The organism is Streptomyces subrutilus (assembly GCF_001746425.1).
Lineage (GTDB): Bacteria > Actinomycetota > Actinomycetes > Streptomycetales > Streptomycetaceae > Streptomyces > Streptomyces subrutilus_A.
Map to the genome: position 1 here is coordinate 2,251,925 of NZ_MEHK01000001.1, position 19,377 is coordinate 2,271,301.

The 19,377-nt window shown below is 72.9% G+C and carries 20 protein-coding genes and 1 riboswitch; of the genes, 11 read left to right on the forward strand and 9 right to left on the reverse strand.

The features are described from left to right. Positions 1-20 precede the first annotated feature (20 nt). The 3 genes from BGK67_RS11160 to BGK67_RS11170 all read left to right on the forward strand — a co-directional run bounded on the left by BGK67_RS11160 (position 21) and on the right by BGK67_RS11170 (position 2,596). On the forward strand, positions 21-422 hold the full coding sequence (locus BGK67_RS11160) for a DUF3040 domain-containing protein (RefSeq protein WP_069919935.1): 402 nt from the start codon (positions 21-23) through the stop codon (positions 420-422). A gap of 91 nt (positions 423-513) precedes the next feature. Beyond that, the gene (locus BGK67_RS11165; protein ID WP_069919936.1) at positions 514-1,140 is read left to right on the forward strand and encodes a DUF4126 domain-containing protein; all 627 of its coding nucleotides are present in this window, start codon (positions 514-516) and stop codon (positions 1,138-1,140) included. A 31-nt stretch (positions 1,141-1,171) separates the two neighbouring features. After that, on the forward strand, positions 1,172-2,596 hold the full coding sequence (locus tag BGK67_RS11170; protein ID WP_069919937.1) for a phytoene desaturase family protein: 1,425 nt from the start codon (positions 1,172-1,174) through the stop codon (positions 2,594-2,596). A 22-nt stretch (positions 2,597-2,618) separates the two neighbouring features. Here the strand turns inward: BGK67_RS11170 and BGK67_RS11175 are convergent, their stop codons facing one another. The 5 genes from BGK67_RS11175 to BGK67_RS11195 form a co-directional block, all read right to left on the reverse strand. Next, positions 2,619-3,521: a hypothetical protein gene (locus BGK67_RS11175; protein WP_069919938.1), complete on the reverse strand. Its 903-nt coding sequence runs from the start codon at positions 3,519-3,521 to the stop codon at positions 2,619-2,621. A gap of 50 nt (positions 3,522-3,571) precedes the next feature. Beyond that, positions 3,572-4,486 (reverse strand): methylenetetrahydrofolate reductase [NAD(P)H], encoded by a 915-nt coding sequence (gene metF, locus BGK67_RS11180; protein WP_069919939.1) that lies wholly within the window; start codon positions 4,484-4,486, stop codon positions 3,572-3,574. Positions 4,487-4,576: 90 nt separating this feature from the next. Then, complete coding sequence (gene thiE / locus BGK67_RS11185) at positions 4,577-5,218, reverse strand: thiamine phosphate synthase (protein ID WP_069919940.1); 642 nt, start codon at positions 5,216-5,218, stop codon at positions 4,577-4,579. Between the two features lie 75 nt (positions 5,219-5,293). Continuing rightward, the gene (locus BGK67_RS11190) at positions 5,294-5,659 is read right to left on the reverse strand and encodes an Rv2175c family DNA-binding protein (RefSeq protein WP_069919941.1); all 366 of its coding nucleotides are present in this window, start codon (positions 5,657-5,659) and stop codon (positions 5,294-5,296) included. A gap of 128 nt (positions 5,660-5,787) precedes the next feature. Next, a complete protein-coding gene (locus tag BGK67_RS11195) occupies positions 5,788-7,008 on the reverse strand; it encodes an NAD(P)/FAD-dependent oxidoreductase (RefSeq protein WP_069919942.1) in 1,221 nt (406 codons plus the stop codon). An 80-nt stretch (positions 7,009-7,088) separates the two neighbouring features. Further along, positions 7,089-7,201, forward strand: a riboswitch (TPP riboswitch). On the opposite strand from BGK67_RS11195, the gene thiO reads away from it, so the two are divergent. The 6 genes from thiO to BGK67_RS11225 all read left to right on the forward strand — a co-directional run bounded on the left by thiO (position 7,199) and on the right by BGK67_RS11225 (position 12,989). Continuing rightward, positions 7,199-8,368, forward strand: coding sequence for a glycine oxidase ThiO (thiO, locus tag BGK67_RS11200; RefSeq protein WP_069919943.1), 1,170 nt, complete (start codon positions 7,199-7,201; stop codon positions 8,366-8,368). (Overlaps the previous riboswitch by 3 nt.) After that, the gene (thiS, locus tag BGK67_RS11205) at positions 8,365-8,565 is read left to right on the forward strand and encodes a sulfur carrier protein ThiS (RefSeq protein ID WP_069919944.1); all 201 of its coding nucleotides are present in this window, start codon (positions 8,365-8,367) and stop codon (positions 8,563-8,565) included. Before thiO ends, thiS begins: the two co-directional genes overlap by 4 nt. Positions 8,566-8,570: 5 nt before the next feature. Beyond that, positions 8,571-9,365, forward strand: a complete 795-nt coding sequence (locus BGK67_RS11210) for a thiazole synthase (protein ID WP_069919945.1) — start codon at positions 8,571-8,573, stop codon at positions 9,363-9,365. A 253-nt stretch (positions 9,366-9,618) separates the two neighbouring features. After that, a complete protein-coding gene (pknB, locus tag BGK67_RS11215; protein ID WP_069919946.1) occupies positions 9,619-11,520 on the forward strand; it encodes a Stk1 family PASTA domain-containing Ser/Thr kinase in 1,902 nt (633 codons plus the stop codon). A gap of 9 nt (positions 11,521-11,529) precedes the next feature. Continuing rightward, the gene (locus BGK67_RS11220; protein ID WP_069923786.1) at positions 11,530-12,387 is read left to right on the forward strand and encodes a deoxyribonuclease IV; all 858 of its coding nucleotides are present in this window, start codon (positions 11,530-11,532) and stop codon (positions 12,385-12,387) included. 83 nt (positions 12,388-12,470) lie between these two features. Then, a complete protein-coding gene (locus BGK67_RS11225; protein WP_069919947.1) occupies positions 12,471-12,989 on the forward strand; it encodes a DUF4396 domain-containing protein in 519 nt (172 codons plus the stop codon). Between the two features lie 15 nt (positions 12,990-13,004). On the opposite strand, the gene BGK67_RS11230 is transcribed toward BGK67_RS11225, so the two are convergent. Further along, positions 13,005-13,637, reverse strand: a complete 633-nt coding sequence (locus tag BGK67_RS11230; protein ID WP_069919948.1) for a sulfite oxidase-like oxidoreductase — start codon at positions 13,635-13,637, stop codon at positions 13,005-13,007. Positions 13,638-13,826: 189 nt separating this feature from the next. Here BGK67_RS11230 and bfr point away from each other — a divergent pair, with 189 nt between their 5' ends. After that, a complete protein-coding gene (bfr, locus tag BGK67_RS11235) occupies positions 13,827-14,303 on the forward strand; it encodes a bacterioferritin (RefSeq protein WP_069919949.1) in 477 nt (158 codons plus the stop codon). 40 nt (positions 14,304-14,343) lie between these two features. On the opposite strand, the gene BGK67_RS11240 is transcribed toward bfr, so the two are convergent. Next, on the reverse strand, positions 14,344-14,616 hold the full coding sequence (locus BGK67_RS11240) for a (2Fe-2S)-binding protein (RefSeq protein ID WP_069919950.1): 273 nt from the start codon (positions 14,614-14,616) through the stop codon (positions 14,344-14,346). 146 nt (positions 14,617-14,762) lie between these two features. Then, positions 14,763-16,127, reverse strand: a complete 1,365-nt coding sequence (locus BGK67_RS11245) for a class II 3-deoxy-7-phosphoheptulonate synthase (RefSeq protein WP_432215435.1) — start codon at positions 16,125-16,127, stop codon at positions 14,763-14,765. Between the two features lie 325 nt (positions 16,128-16,452). Here BGK67_RS11245 and BGK67_RS11250 point away from each other — a divergent pair, with 325 nt between their 5' ends. Further along, positions 16,453-18,315: an anthranilate synthase family protein gene (locus BGK67_RS11250; protein WP_069919951.1), complete on the forward strand. Its 1,863-nt coding sequence runs from the start codon at positions 16,453-16,455 to the stop codon at positions 18,313-18,315. A gap of 29 nt (positions 18,316-18,344) precedes the next feature. On the opposite strand, the gene BGK67_RS11255 is transcribed toward BGK67_RS11250, so the two are convergent. Next, positions 18,345-19,343: a 2-hydroxyacid dehydrogenase gene (locus BGK67_RS11255; protein WP_069919952.1), complete on the reverse strand. Its 999-nt coding sequence runs from the start codon at positions 19,341-19,343 to the stop codon at positions 18,345-18,347. Positions 19,344-19,377: the final 34 nt, after the last annotated feature.

A 19,377-nucleotide genomic window follows, 5' to 3' on the forward strand; every position in this document is an offset into this window, starting at 1 on the left:
GACGGATGAGGAGGACTCCCGTGCCGCTCTCGGAGCACGAGCAGCGCATGCTCGAGCAGATGGAGCGAGCGCTGTACGCCGAAGATCCCAAGTTCGCGACAGCGCTTGAGGGAAGCGGACTGCGCACGTACACCCGGCGACGGGTCTACCAGGCAGTCGCAGGCATTGTGGTGGGTATCGCGCTCCTCATGGCCGGCGTGATCTGGCAGGACGTGCTCTGGGTCAGCGTGGTGGGGTTTCTCGTCATGCTGGGCTGCACGGTCCTCGTGGTCACCGGTTGGCGCAAGGCACCCAAGCCTGGCGAACAGCCCGTCTCCGGAAGTGCAGGCGGTTCGGCCCGAGGCCAGAACCGGCAGCGTCGGTCGATGATGACCCGCATCGAAGAACGGTGGCAGCGCCGCCGTGACGAACAGGGGCAGTAGCGCCCCCGGACAACGTGAGTGAGGGGACGGAAGCCCACCGGCTTCCGTCCCCTCACTGCTCCGCGGCGCGGCACTGCGGCATGATGTGGGGGTGAGTGTGCTCCCCCTGGTCTTCACCAGCGGCTGGGCCAGTGGGATCAACGCATATGCCGTGGTCCTCCTGCTCGGCATCTTCGGCGCGACCGGCCTGACCGACGAGGTCCCGGCCTCCCTGCAGCGCACCGACGTGCTCATCGTCGCCGGTGTGCTGTTCCTCTGCGACGTGGTCGCCGACAAGATCCCGTACGTGGACTCGGTCTGGGACTCCGTCCACACCGTGATCCGCCCGGTCGCCGGCGCCACGGTGGGCGCCCTGCTGGCCGGGCAGAGCGGCTCGCTCTCCGACATCGCCGCCGGCGCGGTCGGCGGTTCCACCGCCCTGCTCAGCCATTTCGTCAAGGCCGGCACCCGGATGGCGATCAACACCTCGCCCGAGCCGTTCAGCAACATCGCCATGAGCATCGCCGAGGACCTCGGCGTGGCGGGCCTGGTCACCTTCGCGATGTTCAACCCGGAGGCCGCCGCCGCCATCGCGGCCGTCCTGCTGGCCGCCGGGCTGGCCCTGCTGATCTTCCTCTGGTCCCGGATCCGCCGCTTCCTGCGCCGCCGCGCCCAGCGCCGCGAGGAGAAACGGCTCGCCGCCGAAGCCCGCGCCCGGACCTCCTCCCCACCCCGCTGACCGCGCGGGAAGCCTCGATAGGCTCAGCCGCATGGCACGAATTGCGGTGATCGGCGCCGGGATGGGCGCGATGGCGACAGCGGCCCGGCTGGCCGTGGCAGGGCACCGGGTGACGGTGTACGAGCGCGGGACGACGTACGGGGGCGCGGTCGGCCGGTACGAGCGCGAGGGCTTCGCCTTCGACACCGGGCCGGGCCTGCTGCACCTGCCCGCCGTCTACCGCGACCTGTTCGTCAAGACCGGCAAGCGGCCGCTGGAGACCTGCGTGGACATGGCGCAGGCCGACCCGGCCGTCCGGCACGTCCTGCCCCACCACGGCGTGGACGTCGCCCTCCCGGGAGCCTCCCGCGGCGGCGTGGCCGCCGCCCTCGACGGGGCCTTCGGCCAGGGCGCGGGCGAGCGCTGGAACGCCGTCCTGGGCCGGGCCCGCGACGCCTGGGACGCCACCCGGCGCCCCCTGCTGGAGGAGCCGCTGCCCGCCGACCGCCGGGCGCTGGCGGCCGACCCGTACCCCGCCCTGCGCCGCAGCGGCCTGCTGCGCCGCCGCCCGCCGACCCTCGCCGAGGTGGCCGACCGGGAGCTGGGCGGCGGCCTCGGCGAGCTGCTGGCCGGCCGGGTGCGTGCGTACGGGATCGACCCGGGCCGGGCCCCCGGCTCGGCCGCCGTGCTGCCGTACATGGAGCAGACCTTCGGCAGCTGGTACGTGCGCGGCGGGATGCGGGCCCTGGCCACCGCAGTCCACGAGCGCTGCCGTGAGCGCAAGGTGGAATTCGTCTTCGGCGCGGAGGTCCGGGAGGTCCGCACCGCCGGGGGCCGTGCGGCCGGTCTGCTGCTGGCCGACGGCAGTGAGGTCGCGGCCGACTCCGTCGTCTGCGGGATCGACCCGCGGCTGCTGCCCGCCGCCTCCCTGCCCTGGCCGCGCGAGGCGGTCCCGGCGCGCGGGCCGGACCTGCCGAGCCGGATCGGCCTCTTCCTCGCGCTGCGCGGCGCGCGTCCCCCGGGGACCGTCCACCGCACCCTCGTGCACTCCCCCGGCCTGGACGTCACCGTCCTGCGCCCCGACGACCCCGCCACCCGGCCCGACGCGGACCACGAGGCGGTCACGGTGACCGCCGTGTGCGGAACCGGCGGCACGGCGGCCGTGCCCCCCCACCGGCTGCTGGAGCTGGCCGGGCAGGCCGTGCCGGGGCTGCGGGAGCGGCTGCTGTGGCACGAGGCGCACACGCCCGCCGACATCGAGGCGGCGACGGGCGCCCCGGGCGGCGCGGTGCCCGCCCCCGCTCTCGCGGGAGACGGCGGGCGGCTGCTCTACCCGGCCAACACCACGGCCGTGCCGGGCTTGTACCTGGCCGGCGGCTGGGCGCATCCCGGCGGCGGGCTGGCGCACGCCGGGATGACCGGGGCCCTGGTGGCCGGGCTGATCGTGGAGGGCGCGGAGTTCCGCGGCTCCCAGTGACCCGCCCCCGGCCGGCCCGGGCTCAGTAGCGGTACTGCTCGTACCCGCCCTGCTGGGGGTAGGGGTACTGCTGCGGCGGCTCGCCCTGCTCCTCCCCCGGGTAGGGCTGGTCCACATCGCGCTGCTGCGGGACCCAGACCCCGCCGGGCGGGGTGTCCATGGAGTACTGCTGCCCCTGGTCGGGGTACGCCGGGTAGGCGGAGTACTGGGCGTAGTTCGCGTCGTTCGCGTAGTCGTAGGCCGCCGGCTGGCCGAGGCCCCCGCCGGTGCCGATGTACGGGTCCGAGTAGGCGGCGTAGACCTGCTGCTGCTCGCCCGTCTGATAGCCGGCGGAGTAGTCGTAGCCGCCGCCCTGGCCCGCGGGGTCGTGGTACGCGGCGTACTGGTGGGCGTCCTGCTCGGCCGAGGTGAACGGCGAGGCGAACGCGGCCGTCTGGCCCGCGTCGGCGGGGGGCGCGAAGCTCTGTATCCCGTACGAACCGGTGTCCTCGGGCATCGGCTGGGGGCTGTAGACCTCGTCGGCGGCCTGGAACTGCCGCTCGGAGACGCGGTCTTCGTCCGCTCCCGCGGCTGCCCCCGCATCCTCGTACTGCAGCGCGGTGACCTCCAGCGCCGGTTCCGGGCGCGGACCGCCGGAGCGGCGGCGGCCGGACTGGCGTACGGGTTCCCCGCCGCGCCGCAGCGCCCAGCCGGCCACGAAGCCCTTGCGGAAGGAGAGCGTCACCAGGGTCTGGCCCATGGCGAACGCGGCCGCGCCGGCGCCGATGACCGGCACCGAGGGCAGGATGACCCCGGCGACCACGCCGAGGAAGCCGCTGAAGGCGAGCAGGCGCCAGCGGAGCCGGGCCTTGTACTGCATCAGGACCTCGGCAAGCAACCACAGCGCGACGAAGCCGAACGCGATGTAGAGGACCGTCATACCCATGCATGGCCCCTCTCGGTACGGCCGGCGCCCAGGGAACGGGGGCCCGCCGGTCAGGCCCGCTGGTGCAGGCCCAGGTTCTCGTAGATCTCGAGAGTCGCCGTGGAGTTGTTCAGCGTGATGAAGTGCAGCCCTGGGACACCCTCGGACAGCAGCCGCGCGCAGAACTCCGTGGCGAACTCGATGCCAATGGAGCGTACAGCGGCCGCGTCGTCCTTGACGGCGAGCATGCGCTCTTTCACGTCCGCGGGGAAGACCGCGGTGCTCAGTTGGGGCAGCCGGTCGAGCTGCTTGATACCCACAACAGGCATGACCTCGGGGATGATCGGGGTCTCGCAGCCCGCCTTTTCGACGCTGTCGCGCAGCCGCAGATAATTCTCCGGATCGAAGAACATCTGGGTGATCGCGTAGTCGGCGCCCGCGCGGCACTTGTCCACGAAATGCCGGATGTCCGTATCCCAGTCCGTCGAACGCGGGTGCATCTCGGGGAAGGCGGCGACGCCGACGCAGAAGTCGCCGGACTCCTTGAGCAGCCGGACCAGGTCGGCGGCGAAGTGCACGCCCTCCGGGTGCGCCACCCATTCGGCCATCGGGTCGCCCGGCGGGTCGCCGCGCAGGGCGAGCATGTTGCGGATGCCGGCGTCGGCGAACTGGCCGATGACGTGGCGCAGCTCGGCGATGGAGTGGTCCACGGCGGTGAGGTGGGCGACCGGGGTGAGGGTGGTGTCCGAGGCGATCTGCTCGGTGGCCTTGACGGTGCCGCCACGGGTGGAGCCGCCGGCTCCGTAGGTCACGGAGACGAAGCTGGGGGAGACCGCCTCGACCCGCCGCAGCGCGTTCCAGAGGTTGCGTTCGCCCTTCTCCGTCTTGGGGGCCCAGAACTCGAAGGAGTACGAGCGCCCGGACGCGAGGAGGTCGCGGACCGTGTGCGCACGATCCGACCAGGTGGAAGCGGTACCAGAGGCCATACGGGCAGGTTAGACGCGGCCCGGCGGAGGCCGAAGCGGTGTCCGCCTTTTGGACATGTTTTTGGACACCCTCCGGCGGCGGGCCCTGTGCTAACCGAGGCGGGCGCGGACCCGCTTGGCCAGTTCCGCGGCGGCGGCTCCGGGGTCGGCGGCCTCGGTGAGGGCGCGGACGACGACGACGCGGGTGGCTCCGGCGTCCAGCACCTCGTCGAGGTTTGCGCTGTCGATGCCGCCGATCGCGAACCAGGGCCGGTCCTGCTCGAGCGAGGCCGCGTACCGGACGAGTCCGAGGCCGGGGGCGTGGCGGCCGGGCTTGGTGGGGGTGGGCCAGCAGGGGCCGGTGCAGAAGTAGTCCACGCCGGGCTCGGCCACGGCCGCGTCGACCTCGGCCTCGGCGTGGCAGGAGCGGCCGATGAGCACGGAGTCGGGGCCGCCGAGGATGGCGCGGGCGGCGGGTACGGGGATGTCGCCCTGGCCGAGGTGGAGGACGTCGGAGCCGATGGCGTGGGCGACGTCGGCCCGGTCGTTCACGGCGAGCAGCTTGCCGTGGCGCCGGGCGGCCTCGGCGAACACCCGGAGGTGTTCGAGCTCCTCGCCGGCCTCCATGCCCTTGTCCCGGAGCTGGACGATGTCCACGCCTCCGGCCAGTACGGCGTCGAGGAACTCGGGGAGGTCACCCTGCCGCTTGCGGGCGTCCGTGCACAGGTAGAGCCGGGCGTCGGACAGCTGCATGGGTGTACCCCCGTGATGGAGGCGGTGTACGGGCGCCGGGGCCCGTACACCGCGGTGGAGCGGATGCGGATCAGGTCAGAGGGCGAGCGCCTGGGCGCGGCGCTTGACCTCCGTGCCGCGATTCTCGCTCAGCGCCTGGGCGGGGGTGCCGGGCAGGGTCGGGTCCGCCGTGAAGAGCCACTCCAGGATCTCCTCGTCGGAGAAGCCGTCGTCGCGCAGCACGGTCAGCAGGCCGACGAGGCCCTTGACGACCTTGTCGCCGTCGATGAAGGGGGCCGGCACCTGCAGGGCGCGGTTCTCGCCCCGGCGTACGGCGATGAGCTGCCCCTCCTTGACCATCTGGCGGACCCGGGTCACCTCGATGTCGAGCATCTCCGCGATGTCGGGGAGGTACAGCCACGAGGGGACAAGGGCATCGATCTTTGCGTCAATCTCGGTCACGGGGACAAGCCTGCCACCTCCGATCGGCCGCCGGTACCGGGGCGACCCGTCCGTGGCCGCGGCGCTCCGCCCCGTACCCGCGGTTCGGTCCCCGGCGGAACCGGGCCGGGGCGGAGCCCGGCCGTCCGTCAGGCCGCCGCGGACTTGAGCGGGGTCGCCGGGTCGCGGACCTTGGCCGGGTCCAGCGGAGCCCCCGTCTCGATCAGCTTGCGGCCCTGGGCCAGGTCGCGGGGGCGGCCGACGGCCAGCAGCGCGACCAGGGCGCCGTCCTTCAGCCAGCACACGGACCAGGCCCGCTCCCCCGGGTCGCCCCGCCACAGCAGGGTGTCGGCCCCGCCGTGGTGGCCGGCGTACTGGACGAAGCGGCCGAACTGCTCGGACCAGAAGTACGGCACCGGATCGTAGGCCTCGGCCGGCTCCCCGGCCAGGATGTTCGCCGCGACCGCCCGGGGCCCCTGGAGCGCGTTGTCCCAGTGGTGCACGAGCAGCCGGGACCCGTAGCGGGCCGACGGGAAGGAGGCGCAGTCGCCGACCGCGTACACCCCGGGCAGGGAGGTGCGCAGGTACGCGTCGGCGGTGACGGAGCCGTCGGGGCCGAGCTCGACGCCGGTCCCGGCCAGCCAGCCGGTGGCGGGGCGGGCGCCGATGCCCACCACCACGGCGCCGGCCGGCAGGGTCCGCCCGTCCCCGAGCAGCACCCGGCCCTCGTCGATCCCGGCGACCTTCGCGCCGGTGACCAGCTCGGCGCCCGCCTCCGCGTACCAGCGGGCCATCGGCTCGGCGACCTCCGCGGGCAGCGCGCCCGCCAGGACCCGGTCCGCGGCCTCGACCACGGTCACCTCGCAGCCCGCCTCCCGGGCCGCGGTGGCGAACTCGGCGCCGATCCAGCCCGCCCCGACGACCACGATCGAGGGCGCGGCCGCCAGTACGGGGCGCAGCCGTTCCGCGTCGTCCAGGGTGCGCAGCAGGTGCACGCCCGGGACCCCGCCGGTGCCGGGCAGGGTCAGCGGCTGGGCGCCGGTGGCCAGGACGAGGACCCCGTACGGGACGGGGCCGACCTCGGTGTCCAGTTCGCGTGCGGCGGCCCGGAGCCCGGTGACCTCCGTGCCGAGCCGCAGCTCGATGTCCAGTGCTTCGAAGTCCACGTCGAAGGCGGAGTCCTCGGCCTTGCCGAGCAGGACCGCCTTGGACAGCGGGGGCCGGTCGTAGGGCTGGTGGGGTTCGGCGCCCAGCAGGGTCACGGGGCCGGTGAATCCGCGCTCGCGCAGGGCGACCGCGGTCTGCACACCGGCCATGCCGGCGCCGACGATCACGACGCCGTTCTCAGTCTGTTCCGTCTGCTCGTTCACCCGGCCACCCTAATCATCTGACGAACCGTCAGGAATGGGCGCCCCTTACCCGCTGTCGGCGGCGGGGTTAGTCTGGCCACCGTACCTATCGCGGGAGTCCGGGCGCACCGGGCTGAGAGGGAGGCTGGACGGCCTCCGACCGTACGAACCTGATCCGGGTCATGCCGGCGAAGGGAGGGGCTGGACGCCCATGCACTCATCTCGTAAGGGATCCGACGTCCTCGTCATCGGGGGCGGGATCATCGGGCTCGTCACCGCCTGGCGGGCCGCCCGGCGGGGCCTGGGCACCGTTCTGGCCGACCCCGCCCCCGGCGGCGGGGCCGCCCAGGTCGCGGCCGGGATGCTCGCCCCGGTCACGGAGCTGCACTACGGCGAGGAGGCCCTGCTGGGCCTGGGCCTCGCCTCCGCCGCGCGCTATCCGGAGTTCGCCGCCGAGCTCGCCGAGGCGAGCGGGGGTGTGGACATCGGCTACCGCGCCTGCGGCACCCTCGCCGTCGCCCTGGACGCCGACGACCGGCTCCACCTGCGCGAGCTGCACGCCCTCCAGCGCCGCTGCGGCCTGGACTCGGAGTGGCTCACCGGCCGCGAGTGCCGCCGCCTGGAGCCGATGCTGGCCCCGGGCGTGCGCGGCGGGCTGCGCGTGGACGGCGACCACCAGGTCGACCCCCGCCGGCTGGCGGCCGCCCTGCTGACGGCGTGCGAGCGGGCCGGCGTGGCCGTCCACCGGGCGGCCGCCGAGCGGCTCCTGGTCACCGCGGACCGGGCGGCCGGCGCCGTCCTCGACGACGGTACGGAGCTGCGCGCGGACCAGGTGGTGCTGGCGGCGGGCTCGCTCAGCGGCCGGCTGGCGGGCCTGCCGGCGGAGGTCGTGGCCCCCGTACGGCCGGTGAAGGGGCAGGTGCTGCGCCTGTCCGTACCCCCCGCCTACGCGCCGTTCCTGTCCCGCACGGTCCGCGCCGTCGTGCGCGGCAGCCACGTCTACCTGGTGCCGCGGGAGAACGGCGAGCTCGTCATCGGCGCCACCAGCGAGGAACTCGGCTGGGACACCACGGTCACCGCGGGCGGGGTCTACGAACTCCTGCGCGACGCCCACGAGCTGGTGCCCGGCATCACCGAACTCCCGCTGGTGGAGACCCGGGCGGGCCTGCGCCCCGGCTCGCCCGACAACGCGCCGATGCTCGGCCCGACCGACCTGCCGGGCCTGCACCTGGCCACGGGGCACTACCGCAACGGGGTGCTGCTGACCCCGCTCACCGGCGAGGTCATGGCGGACCTGCTGACCAGCGGCGAACTGCCGCCGATCGCCCGCCCCTTCACCCCCCGCCGGTTCTCCGCCGCACGTCAGGAGTCGTACGCATGACCATCTCCGTCAACGGCGAGCCGCGCGAGGTCGCGGCCGGCACCACGCTCGACGCGGTGGTCGCCACCCTGACCGCGGCGCCTTCCGGGGTCGCCGCCGCGCTCAACGAGACCGTGGTCCCGCGCGGGCAGTGGCCGGCCACGGCGGTGGGCGACGGCGACCGGGTCGAGGTCCTCACCGCGGTCCAGGGAGGCTGAGCGGCATGGCGGACGACCTCTTCACTCTCGGCGGCCGGACCTTCTCCTCCCGCCTGATCATGGGTACGGGCGGCGCCCCCAGCCTGGACGTGCTGGAACGGGCCCTGGCGGCCTCCGGCACGGAGCTCACGACGGTGGCGATGCGGCGGCTGGACCCGACGGTCCAGGGCTCCGTCCTGTCCGTGCTCTCGAAGCTCGGCATCGGGGTCCTGCCCAACACGGCGGGCTGCTTCACGGCGGGCGAGGCCGTGCTGACCGCGCGGCTCGCGCGGGAGGCGCTGGGCACGGACTGGATCAAGCTGGAGGTGGTCGCGGACGAGCGGACCCTCCTGCCGGACGGCGTGGAGCTCCTCGACGCGGCCGAGACCCTCGTGGACGAGGGCTTCACCGTCCTGCCCTACACCAACGACGACCCGGTGCTCGCGCGCAAGCTGGAGGACGTGGGCTGCGCGGCGGTCATGCCGCTGGGGTCGCCGATCGGGTCCGGGATGGGGATCCGGAACCCGCACAACTTCGAGCTGATCACGGAACGGGCGGGAGTTCCGGTCATCCTGGACGCGGGCGCCGGGACGGCCTCGGACGTGGCCCTGGCGATGGAGCTGGGCTGCGCGGCCGTGATGCTCGCCTCGGCGGTGACCCGGGCCCAGGAGCCGGTGCTGATGGCCGGCGCGATGCGGGACGCCGTGTCGGCGGGGCGCCTGGCCTTTCGCGCGGGGCGCATCCCGCAGCGGCGGTTCGCCGAAGCCTCGTCTCCTGCGGAGGGCCGCGCCACCCTGGACCCGGAACGCCCGGCATTCTGACCTGCGGCTCCGCTGCTGGGGCTCCGCCCCGGACCCTCCCCCACGCTCCGTCCGGGGGACCCCCCACGCCTCAAACGCCGGCGAGGCTGGATTCGGCTGATCCGCGCCCGCGCGTCCGGGGCGGAGTTCCGGTCCTTGAGCCGCGCCGGCGATCGAGGCGCGGCGGCGGGCCCGCGCCCGGCTGACGTCACAGGTGCGCTGCAAGGGGACCCGCCCCGGTCGGGGTCCGGTGGCGCGCCAATAGAATCGCCGGGTGGATACGACCCTGGATGACCCCCTCGTCGGGCGCGTGCTCGACGGCCGCTACCGCGTCGACGCCCGCATCGCGGCCGGCGGCATGGCCACGGTCTACCGGACCGTCGACACCCGCCTGGACCGCGTCCTGGCCCTGAAGGTGATGCACCCGGCGCTCGCCGCGGACGCCGCCTTCGTCGACCGGTTCATCCGCGAGGCGAAGTCCGTGGCCCGACTCGCCCACCCCAACGTCGTCGCGGTCTTCGACCAGGGCACGGACGGGCCGTACGTCTACCTGGCCATGGAGTACGTCTCCGGCTGCACCCTGCGCGACGTGCTCCGCGAGCGCGGCGCGCTCCGGCCGCGGGCCGCGCTCGACATCCTGGAGCCCGTGCTCGCCGCCCTCGGCGCCGCCCACCGGGCCGGCTTCGTGCACCGCGACATGAAGCCGGAGAACGTCCTGATCGGCGACGACGGCCGGGTCAAGGTGGCCGACTTCGGGCTGGTCCGGTCCGTGGACTCGGTGACCCACACCACCGGCTCCGTCCTCGGCACCGTCTCCTACCTGGCCCCCGAGCAGATCGAGAACGGCGTCACCGACACCCGCGTGGACGTCTACGCCTGCGGGGTCGTGTTCTACGAGATGCTCACCGGCACCAAGCCGCACACCGGCGGCTCCCCCGCCCAGGTGCTCTACCAGCACCTCAACGAGGACGTACCGCCCCCCTCCGCCGCCGTCCCCGGCCTCCCCGTCGGCCTCGACGAAATCGTCGCGCACGCCACCGCGCGCAACCCGGAGCTGCGCCCCTACGACGCCGCCGCCCTGCTCGGCCTCACCCGCGAGGCCCGCGTCCAGCTCAGCGACGACGAGTTGGACGCCGTACCGCCGCAGGCGCGCGCCGAGGAGCGGACGGCTGCCGAGGACCGCACCAGCGTCATCCCCCGCCCGGTCACCGCGCACCAGCCGGTGCACCAGACCTCCCGGCTGCAGAGTCCGCCGCCGCCTGCGCCCGCCCCGCCGGCCGCCCGCGGGCCCCGGCGCGGCGTACTGCTGGTCGTCGCGGGCGTACTGCTCGCCCTCGGGCTCGGCACGGGGGTCTGGTACATCAACTCCGGCCAGTTCACCAAGGTGCCCAACCTGCTCGGCAAGACCGAGGAGCAGGCCAAGTCGCAGCTCTCGGCGGCGGGCCTCGGCGTGAAGCGGATCGAGCGGAAGTTCAGCACCTCCTTCGACCGCGGCACCGTGATGAACACCGACCCGCCGGGCGGCAAGCGCATCCGCGGCAACGGCGCGGTGACGCTCACCATCTCCCGCGGGCCCGAGGTCGTGGCCGTGCCCAACCTCAAGGGCCGCCCGCTGGAGGAGGCCAAGGCCGAGCTGACCAAGTCCGGGCTGGCCCCCGGCATCGAGACGCAGGCCTTCAGCCAGGACGTCGCGCAGGGATCGGTGGTCAGCACCGACCCGGCGGGCGGCGAGAAGCGGGCTCCCGACACGGCGGTCGCCATGGTCGTCAGCAAGGGCCGCCCGGTCCCGGTGCCGAACGTGGCCGGCGTCCCCTTCGAGCAGGCCCGGTCGACACTGCAGGGCCTCGGCTTGAAGGTGGGCACGGCACCCGAACAGGTCAACGCCCCCTCCCCGGCCGGTACGGTCGCCAACCAGTCGGTCGGCGCCGGAACCCAGGCCGCGGCCGGGGACACCGTGACGCTGACCGTCTCCAAGGGGCCCCGTCAGCTCCCCGTTCCGGACGTGACCGGCCAGGACGTGGACGCGGCCCGCAAGGCCCTGGAGGGCGCGGGCTTCAAGGTGAAGGTGGAGCGGCCGCTCATCTCCTTCAGCAAGACGGTGGATTCGCAGTCGGTGGCCGGCGGCCAGAACGCCCCCGAGGGCACCACGATCGTCATCACGACCAAGGGACTGTGAGCAGCGGTGATACGCAATCCGGTGGGCGGGCACGTCCCCGTCGCGGGCGGGTTGGCCTCGGTGGGGCTGACGTACGCCCGGGAGATGGGCGCCGAGGCGGTCCAGGTCTTCGTCGCCAATCCGCGCGGCTGGGCCACCCCGGTCGGCAATCCGGCGCAGGACGAGCTCTTCCGGTCGCAGTGCGCCGAGGAGTCGATCCCGGCCTACGTGCACGCCCCGTACCTGATCAACTTCGGCTCGCACACCGAGGCGACCGTGGAGAAGTCGGTGGAGTCCCTGCGCCACTCGCTGCGCCGGAGCCGTCGGATCGGTGCGCTCGGGGTGGTCGTGCACACCGGCTCGGCCACTGGGGGCCGCCCGCGGGAGGCCGCGTACGCGCAGGTCAGGGAGTTCATGCTGCCGTTGCTGGACGAGCTGACGCATGACGACGACCCGTTCCTGCTGCTGGAGTCCACGGCCGGGCAGGGCTCCTCGCTGTGCTCGCGGGCCGAGGAGTTCGGGCCGTACTTCGACGCGCTCGACCACCACCCGAAGCTGGGCATCTGCCTGGACACCTGCCACATCTTCGCGGCGGGACACGATCTGGCGGAGCCCGGCGGGACGAAGCTGACGCTGGACCTGCTGGTGGACACGGTGGGCGAGGGCCGGCTGAAACTGGTCCACGCGAACGACTCCAAGGAGGGGGTGGGCGCCCACAAGGACCGGCACGCCAACGTCGGCCAGGGCCACATCGGCCGCGAGGCCTTCGCCGAGCTGTTCACGCACCCGGCGATGGCGGGCGTGCCGCTGATCATCGAGACTCCCGGCGGCAAGGAAGGGCACGCGGCGGACGTGGCCCTGCTGAAGGAGCTGCGCGGCCCGGAGTGATCGCGCGGCGGAATACCCTAGGGGGGTATATGGTTCCGTCTATCGACGGACCCGCTACCCGGCTTTCCCACCAGGGGGTCGACATGGAGCACCACGCACACGACCAGCACCGTCACGAGAGCCACGACCACCACGGCCCCGAGCACCACGGCCACGCACGGCAAGGGCGCGCCGACTGGGCCACGGCCGCCCGGGCCACCCTGCACTGCCTCACCGGATGCGCCATCGGCGAGGTGCTCGGCATGGTCATCGGGACCGCGCTGGGTTGGGGAAACGTCCCGACCATGGCGCTGGCGATCGCCCTGGCGTTCCTCTTCGGCTACGCGTTCACCCTGCGGGGGGTCCTCGCGGCAGGCGTTGGCTTCCGTGCGGCCGTCCGGGTGGCGCTCGCCGCGGACACTCTTTCGATCACCGTCATGGAACTGATCGACAACGGCGTGATCGCCCTGTGGCCGGGCGCCATGGACGCGCACCTGTCGGACCCGATGTTCTGGACGGTGCTGGCGATCGCCCTCGCGGCCGCCTTCGTGATCACGGTCCCGGTGAACAGGTGGCTGATCGGCCGCGGCAAGGGGCACGCGGTCGTCCACCGGTACCACTGATCTGCCGGACGCGCCCTAGAGCTCGGGGCCGTCCCCCGGCTCCTCCTGGTACGAGTAGCGCTGCTCCCGCCAGGGGTCGCCGATGTTGTGGTAGCCGCGCTCCTCCCAGAAGCCGCGGCGGTCGGCGGTCATGTACTCGACGCCGCGGACCCACTTGGGGCCCTTCCACGCGTACAGGTGCGGAACGATCAGGCGCAGCGGGAACCCGTGCTCCGCGGTGAGCAGTTCACCACCCTCGTGGGTGGCGAAGACGGTCCGCTCGGAGGCGAAGTCGGCCAGCCGCATGTTGGAGCTGAAGCCGTACTCGGCCCACACCATCACGTGCGTGACCTGCGGCGCCGGCGGCGCCAGGGCGAGGATCGTGCGGGCGAGCACGCCACCCCATTCGGCGCCCGGCATGCTGAACTTCGTCACGCAGTGCAGGTCCGCCACGACGGACTCGAACGGCAGCGCCGCGAACTCCTCGTGGTTCCAGCAGTGCTTGTCACCGTCGGCCGTCGCACCGAAGACGCGGAACTCCCAGCGGTCGGGCTTGAACTTGGGCACCGGACCGTAGTGGGTGACCGGCCAGCCCCGCTGCAGCCGCTGGCCCGGTGGAAGCTCCGGCTGCTCTGCTCCCGGAGATTCCCGGCTTTCCGGCTGACCCATGCCTCCATGGTGACAGACGCCGCGGGGTGGTCATGACCAGGTCTGGACCGATTCGGGCAACTCCTACTAAGGAGGCACTTACTGGACGGCCTTCAGCGGCGGTGCAAGGATGCGCGCAATCCCCCAGCCACGGCTGGAAGGTACCCGCAGCCCCGTCATTGATGACATTGCCTGGAAGGAGCCTCTGCGATGCAGGGCGACCCCGAGGTCCTTGAGTTTCTGAACGAGCAGCTGACCGGCGAGCTGACCGCCATCAACCAGTACTGGCTGCACTACCGCATCCAGGACAACAAGGGCTGGACCAAGCTCGCCAAGTACACGCGTGAAGAATCCATCGACGAGATGAAGCACGCGGACAAGATCACCGAGCGCATCCTGATGCTCGACGGCCTGCCGAACTACCAGCGCCTCTTCCACGTGCGGGTCGGGCAGACGATCACCGAGATGTTCCAGGCGGACCGCCAGGTCGAGGTCGAGGCCATCGACCGGCTCAAGCGGGGCATCGAGGTCATGCGCGGCAAGGGCGACATCACCTCGGCCCGCCTCTTCGAGGAGATCCTGGCGGACGAGGAGCACCACATCGACTACCTCGACACCCAGCTGGAGCTCATCGAGTCCCTGGGCGAGCCGCTGTACATCGCGCAGCTCATCGAGCAGCCGAGCTGAGAACGCCCGAAGGGGGCATGCGAGCCGGACGGCCGGAGGTCTACGCGGCTTCCACGAGCGAGGGTGCCGGCGCCGGGCCGGGCGACACCTCGGCGGTGAGCACGGCCGCCGCGTTGCCCTTCTCCAGCAGTTCGCGGCGCGGGCAGGCACCCCGGCCGAGTATGCCCTGGATGGTGCGCACGCAGGAGCCGCAGTCGGTGCCGGCCTTGGTGGCCGAGGCGATCTGGCGCGGAGTGCAGGCGCCGGCGGCCGCGTGGTGCTTGACCTGCTCGTCGGTGATCCCGAAGCAAGAGCAGACGTACACGCGGTTCACCTCCCTGGGCGGACTGGTTCTGCGAGCCACCCCTGTTCGGTGAGGCTTACCTAACCGTACCCAAAGTTAGGGTCGCCTAAAAGCCCCCGGTACGACGATGGGGCGCGGATCACATCGATCCGCGCCCCGTCGTCGTAGGTTGCTCCCTACTGATCGCGGTACATCTCCGCGACCAGGAACGCCAGGTCCAGGGACTGGCTGCGGTTGAGCCGCGGGTCACAGGCCGTCTCGTAGCGCTGGTGCAGGTCGTCGACGAAGATCTCGTCGCCGCCGCCCACGCACTCGGTGACGTCGTCACCGGTGAGCTCGACGTGGATGCCGCCCGGGTGGGTGCCGAGGCCCTTGTGGACCTCGAAGAAGCCCTTGACCTCGTCGAGCACGTCGTCGAAACGGCGCGTCTTGTGGCCGGAGGCCGCCTCGAAGGTGTTGCCGTGCATCGGGTCGGTGACCCAGGCGACGGTCGCACCCGAGGCGGTGACCTTCTCGACCAGCTCGGGGAGCTTGTCGCGGACCTTGTCGGCGCCCATGCGGACGACGAAGGTCAGCCGGCCCGGCTCGCGCTCGGGGTCCAGCCGGTCGATGTACGTCAGCGCCTCGTCCACCGTGGTGGTCGGGCCGAGCTTGATGCCGATCGGGTTGGCGATCCGCGAGCAGAACTCGATGTGCGCGTGGTCCAGCTGGCGGGTGCGCTCACCGATCCAGACCATGTGGCCCGAGGTGTCGTACAGCTTGCCGGTCCGCGAGTCGGTGCGGGTCAGCGCGCCCTCGTAGTCGAGCAGCAGCGCCTCGTGGGAGGCGTAGAACTCGACGGCCTTGAACTCGGCCGGGTCGGTGCCGCACGCCTTCATGAAGTTCAGCGCGTTGTCGATCTCCCGCGCGAGCTGCTCGTAGCGCTGCCCGGACGGGGAGGTCTTCACGAAGTCCTGGTTCCAGGCGTGCACCTGGCGCAGGTCGGCGTAACCACCGGTGGTGAAGGCGCGCACCAGGTTCAGCGTCGAGGCCGACGCGTGGTACATGCGCTTGAGCCGCTCGGGGTCCGGGATCCGGGCCTCTTCGGTGAAGGCGAAGCCGTTGACGGAGTCGCCGCGGTAGGTCGGCAGGGTGACGCCGTCGCGAGTCTCGGTGTCCTTGGAGCGCGGCTTGGAGTACTGGCCCGCGATGCGGCCGACCTTGACGACCGGCACGGAGGCCGCGTACGTCAGGACGGCGCTCATCTGGAGCAGCGTCTTGAGCTTGGCGCGGATGTGGTCGGCGGACACGGCGTCGAAGGCCTCGGCGCAGTCGCCGCCCTGCAGCAGGAACGCCTCGCCCTTGGCGACGGCTCCCAGACGGGCGCGCAGCTGGTCGCACTCGCCCGCGAAAACGAGCGGAGGATACGACTCGAGGTCCGCGACGACAGCGCGCAGAGCCTCGGCATCGGGGTACGAAGGCTGCTGCGCCGCGGGAAGGTCTCGCCAGGTCGCCTTGGCGGCGGGGGCTTGGGTTTCAGCGTTCACGGTCACCTCGTACACATTACGGCGTCATTCGCCCCGTCCAGCCTCGCGCCCACCTGATGAGACGGAGCCGGCCCGAAGGTCTACGGCTCCCGGAGGGGCCGCAATCCATGGTCGTCCCGCCCCCCGGGACGCATCCGACGGGCGGGGGCCGATCTGGGCTAAGGTGCGCCGCATGTACGCGCACACGAACCTGAACTGGTGGTGGCCCGCTTCCGGCGGCCCACTCCTCGCGCGTACGTAGGAACGACACACGACCACGCGAAGGCCGCCCCGAGGGGCGGCCTTCCGCGTTCGCGCGGAGACCAGGGGCCGCTCCTCCCACCGGAAGGACGCCGCCCGAATGAACCTCAGCCGACTGCTCGACGACCCCTACCCGCCGTTCGCCCTGCTGCGCCGGCGGACCCCCGGCCGCGACCACGACACCGTCGAGGTGCTGCTCGGCCCCGTCCACGAGGCCGCGCGCCTCGCCGACCTGCCCGTACGGGAGCTGCCCACCCTCGCCCTGGTCCCCTTCCGGCAGATCCGGGAGCGCGGGTTCGACGTACGCGACGACGGCACGCCGCTGAGCGTGCTGACCGCCGAGGAGGCGTACGAGATCCCGCTCGCCGAGGCCCTGGCCGCGCTGCCCGCGCACGCCGTACGGGTCGACGGGGGCGGATTCGACGTCCTCGACGAGGAGTACGCGGCCACGGTCGAGCGCGTCATCGAGGACGAGATCGGCCGCGGGGAGGGCGCGAACTTCGTCATCCGGCGCACGTACGAGGGCCGGATCGACGGCTTCGGCCGGGCCGACGCCCTGGCCCTGTTCCGGCGGCTGCTGGAGGGCGAGCGGGGCGCGTACTGGACGTACGTCGTGCACACCGGGGACCGCACCCTGGTCGGGGCCAGCCCCGAGGTCCACGTACGGATGTCCGGCCGGACCGTCGTGATGAACCCGATCAGCGGTACCTACCGGTACCCCGCCGGGGGCCCCACCGCGGAGTCGCTCCTCGCCTTCCTCGGCGACCGCAAGGAGACCGAGGAGCTGTCGATGGTCGTCGACGAGGAACTGAAGATGATGTGCACCGTCGGCGACATGGGCGGGGTCGTCGTCGGGCCGCGGCTGAAGGAGATGTCCCACCTCGCGCACACCGAGTACGAGCTGCGCGGCCGCTCCTCGCTGGACGTGCGGGAGGTGTTGCGGGAGACCATGTTCGCCGCGACGGTGACCGGCTCGCCGGTGCAGAACGCCTGCCGGGTGATCGAGCGGTACGAGGCGGGGGGCCGCGGCTACTACGCGGGGGCGCTGGCCCTGCTGGGCCTCGACCCGGCGGGCGGCCAGACCCTCGACTCCCCCATCCTGATCCGCACCGCCGACATCGACGGGGACGGGGTGCTGCGGGTGCCGGTCGGCGCCACCCTGGTGCGGCACTCCGATCCGGCGGGCGAGGTGGCGGAGACCCACGCGAAGGCCGCCGGGGTGCTGGAGGCGCTGGGGGTCCGGCCCGCGGCGCCCCGCCCGGCCTTCGAGGGGGCCGGCCTGGCGGACGATCCCCGGGTGCGGGCGGCCCTGGCGGCCCGGCGGGCGGACCTGGCCCCGTTCTGGCTGCGCATGCAGGAGCAGCCGGCCGCTCCGGCCGGCCACGCGCTGGTGGTGGACGGCGAGGACACCTTCACCGCGATGCTGGCGCACGTCCTGCGGGTGGCCGGGCTGGAGGTGACCGTACGCCGCTACGACGAACCGGGGCTGCGGGCGGCGGCCCTGGCCTGGGAGGGCCCGATCGTGCTGGGCCCGGGCCCGGGCAACCCGGCGGACGCGGCCGACCCCAAGATGCGGATGCTGCGCGGGCTGGCGGCCGAGCTGCTCGCCTCGCACCGGGGCGGGCTGCTCGGGGTCTGCCTGGGCCACGAGCTGCTGGCGGCGGAGCTGGGGCTGCCGCTGGTCCGCAAGGCCGAGCCCGCTCAGGGGGCGCAGACGCGGATCGACCTGTTCGGGACGGCGGAGGTGGTCGGCTTCTACAACACGTACACCGCGCGCTGCGAGGCCGGCGGCGAGCCCGCGGGGGTGGAGGTCGCCCGGGACCCCGGAACGGGGGAGGTCCACGCGCTGCGCTCCGCCGCCGGCCGGTTCGCGGGGGTCCAGTTCCACCCGGAGTCCGTGCTCACCCTGCGCGGCGCGGAGCTGCTGCGCGAGCTCCTGACGGGGGTCACGGCCCCGGCCTGACCCGCGGCCGGGAATCGCGCGGCGGAGGGCTACGGGGCGGGCGGGACGAGCGTGTTCTGCGAGCGGCGGCCCGCCAGGTAGTCGGCGACGTTGGCGACCGTGGTGTCGATGATCTGGCCCACGGCGTCGGCGGTGTAGTACGCCTGGTGCGAGGTCACCACCACGTGCGGGAACGTGACGAGCCGGGCCAGGGTGTCGTCCTCGACGGCCTCCAGGGATTTGTCCAGGAAGAACACCCCGGCCTCGGCCTCGTACACGTCGAGTCCGACCCCCGCGAACCGTCCCGCCCTCAACTCCGCGACCAGCGCGTCCGTGTCCACCAGACCGCCGCGGCTGGAGTTCACCAGGATCGCGTCGTCCCGCATCAGCCGCAGCGCCGCCGAGTCGATGATGTGGTGGGTGGCCTCCAGCAGCGGCACGTGCAGGCTGATCAGGTCCGAGGAGGCGAGCAGCTCGTCCTTGTCCACGTACTTCATGCCGAGCTCCACACAGGCCGGGTTCTGCGCCACGTCCCAGCCCAGCAGGTTCATCCCGAAGCCGTGCGCGATCCGGGTGAACGCCTCGCCGATCCTGCCGGTGCCGAGCACGCCCACCGTACGGCCGCGCATGTCCCGGCCCATCAGCCCGTTCAGCCGGAAGTCGAAGTCCCGGGTCCGGTTCGAGGCGCGGACGATCCGCCGGTTCACGGCCATCGCCAGGGCCCACGCGAACTCGGCCACCGAGTACGGGGAGTAGGAGGAGACCCGGCTGACCGTCATGCCCAGCTCCCGGGCCACGTCCAGTTCGATGTTGTTGAAGCCGGTGGAGCGCTGGGCGATCATCCTCGTCCCGCCCGCCGCCAGGATGCGCAGCACCCGGCCGTTCAGGTCGGCGTTCACGCTGGAGGAGACGATCTCGTACCCGGCCGCGATGGGCGCGGTGTCCTCGCTCATGAAGACGTCGAGGCAGCGCACCTCGTGCTGGCTGGCGAAGGCGCTCTCCAGGAGGGGCCTCTCGTCGGCGGTCACACCGAATGCCAGGATCTCCACGCCGGCTCCCGTACCTCGTACCCATGGGTCGTTT

Coding starts and splice junctions, on each gene's coding strand:
- BGK67_RS11170 (WP_069919937.1), top strand. CDS start 1,172: ATGGCACGAATTGCGGTGATCGGCGCCGGGATGGGCGCGATGGCGACA.
- thiE (WP_069919940.1), bottom strand. CDS start 5,218: ATGCAGCTGTCCGACGCCCGGCTCTACCTGTGCACGGACGCCCGCAAG.
- BGK67_RS11210 (WP_069919945.1), top strand. CDS start 8,571: ATGGCGGACGACCTCTTCACTCTCGGCGGCCGGACCTTCTCCTCCCGC.
- BGK67_RS11230 (WP_069919948.1), bottom strand. CDS start 13,637: ATGGGTCAGCCGGAAAGCCGGGAATCTCCGGGAGCAGAGCAGCCGGAG.
- metF (WP_069919939.1), bottom strand. CDS start 4,486: ATGGCCTCTGGTACCGCTTCCACCTGGTCGGATCGTGCGCACACGGTC.
- BGK67_RS11250 (WP_069919951.1), top strand. CDS start 16,453: ATGAACCTCAGCCGACTGCTCGACGACCCCTACCCGCCGTTCGCCCTG.
- BGK67_RS11175 (WP_069919938.1), bottom strand. CDS start 3,521: ATGGGTATGACGGTCCTCTACATCGCGTTCGGCTTCGTCGCGCTGTGG.
- thiS (WP_069919944.1), top strand. CDS start 8,365: ATGACCATCTCCGTCAACGGCGAGCCGCGCGAGGTCGCGGCCGGCACC.
- bfr (WP_069919949.1), top strand. CDS start 13,827: ATGCAGGGCGACCCCGAGGTCCTTGAGTTTCTGAACGAGCAGCTGACC.
- thiO (WP_069919943.1), top strand. CDS start 7,199: ATGCACTCATCTCGTAAGGGATCCGACGTCCTCGTCATCGGGGGCGGG.
- BGK67_RS11225 (WP_069919947.1), top strand. CDS start 12,471: ATGGAGCACCACGCACACGACCAGCACCGTCACGAGAGCCACGACCAC.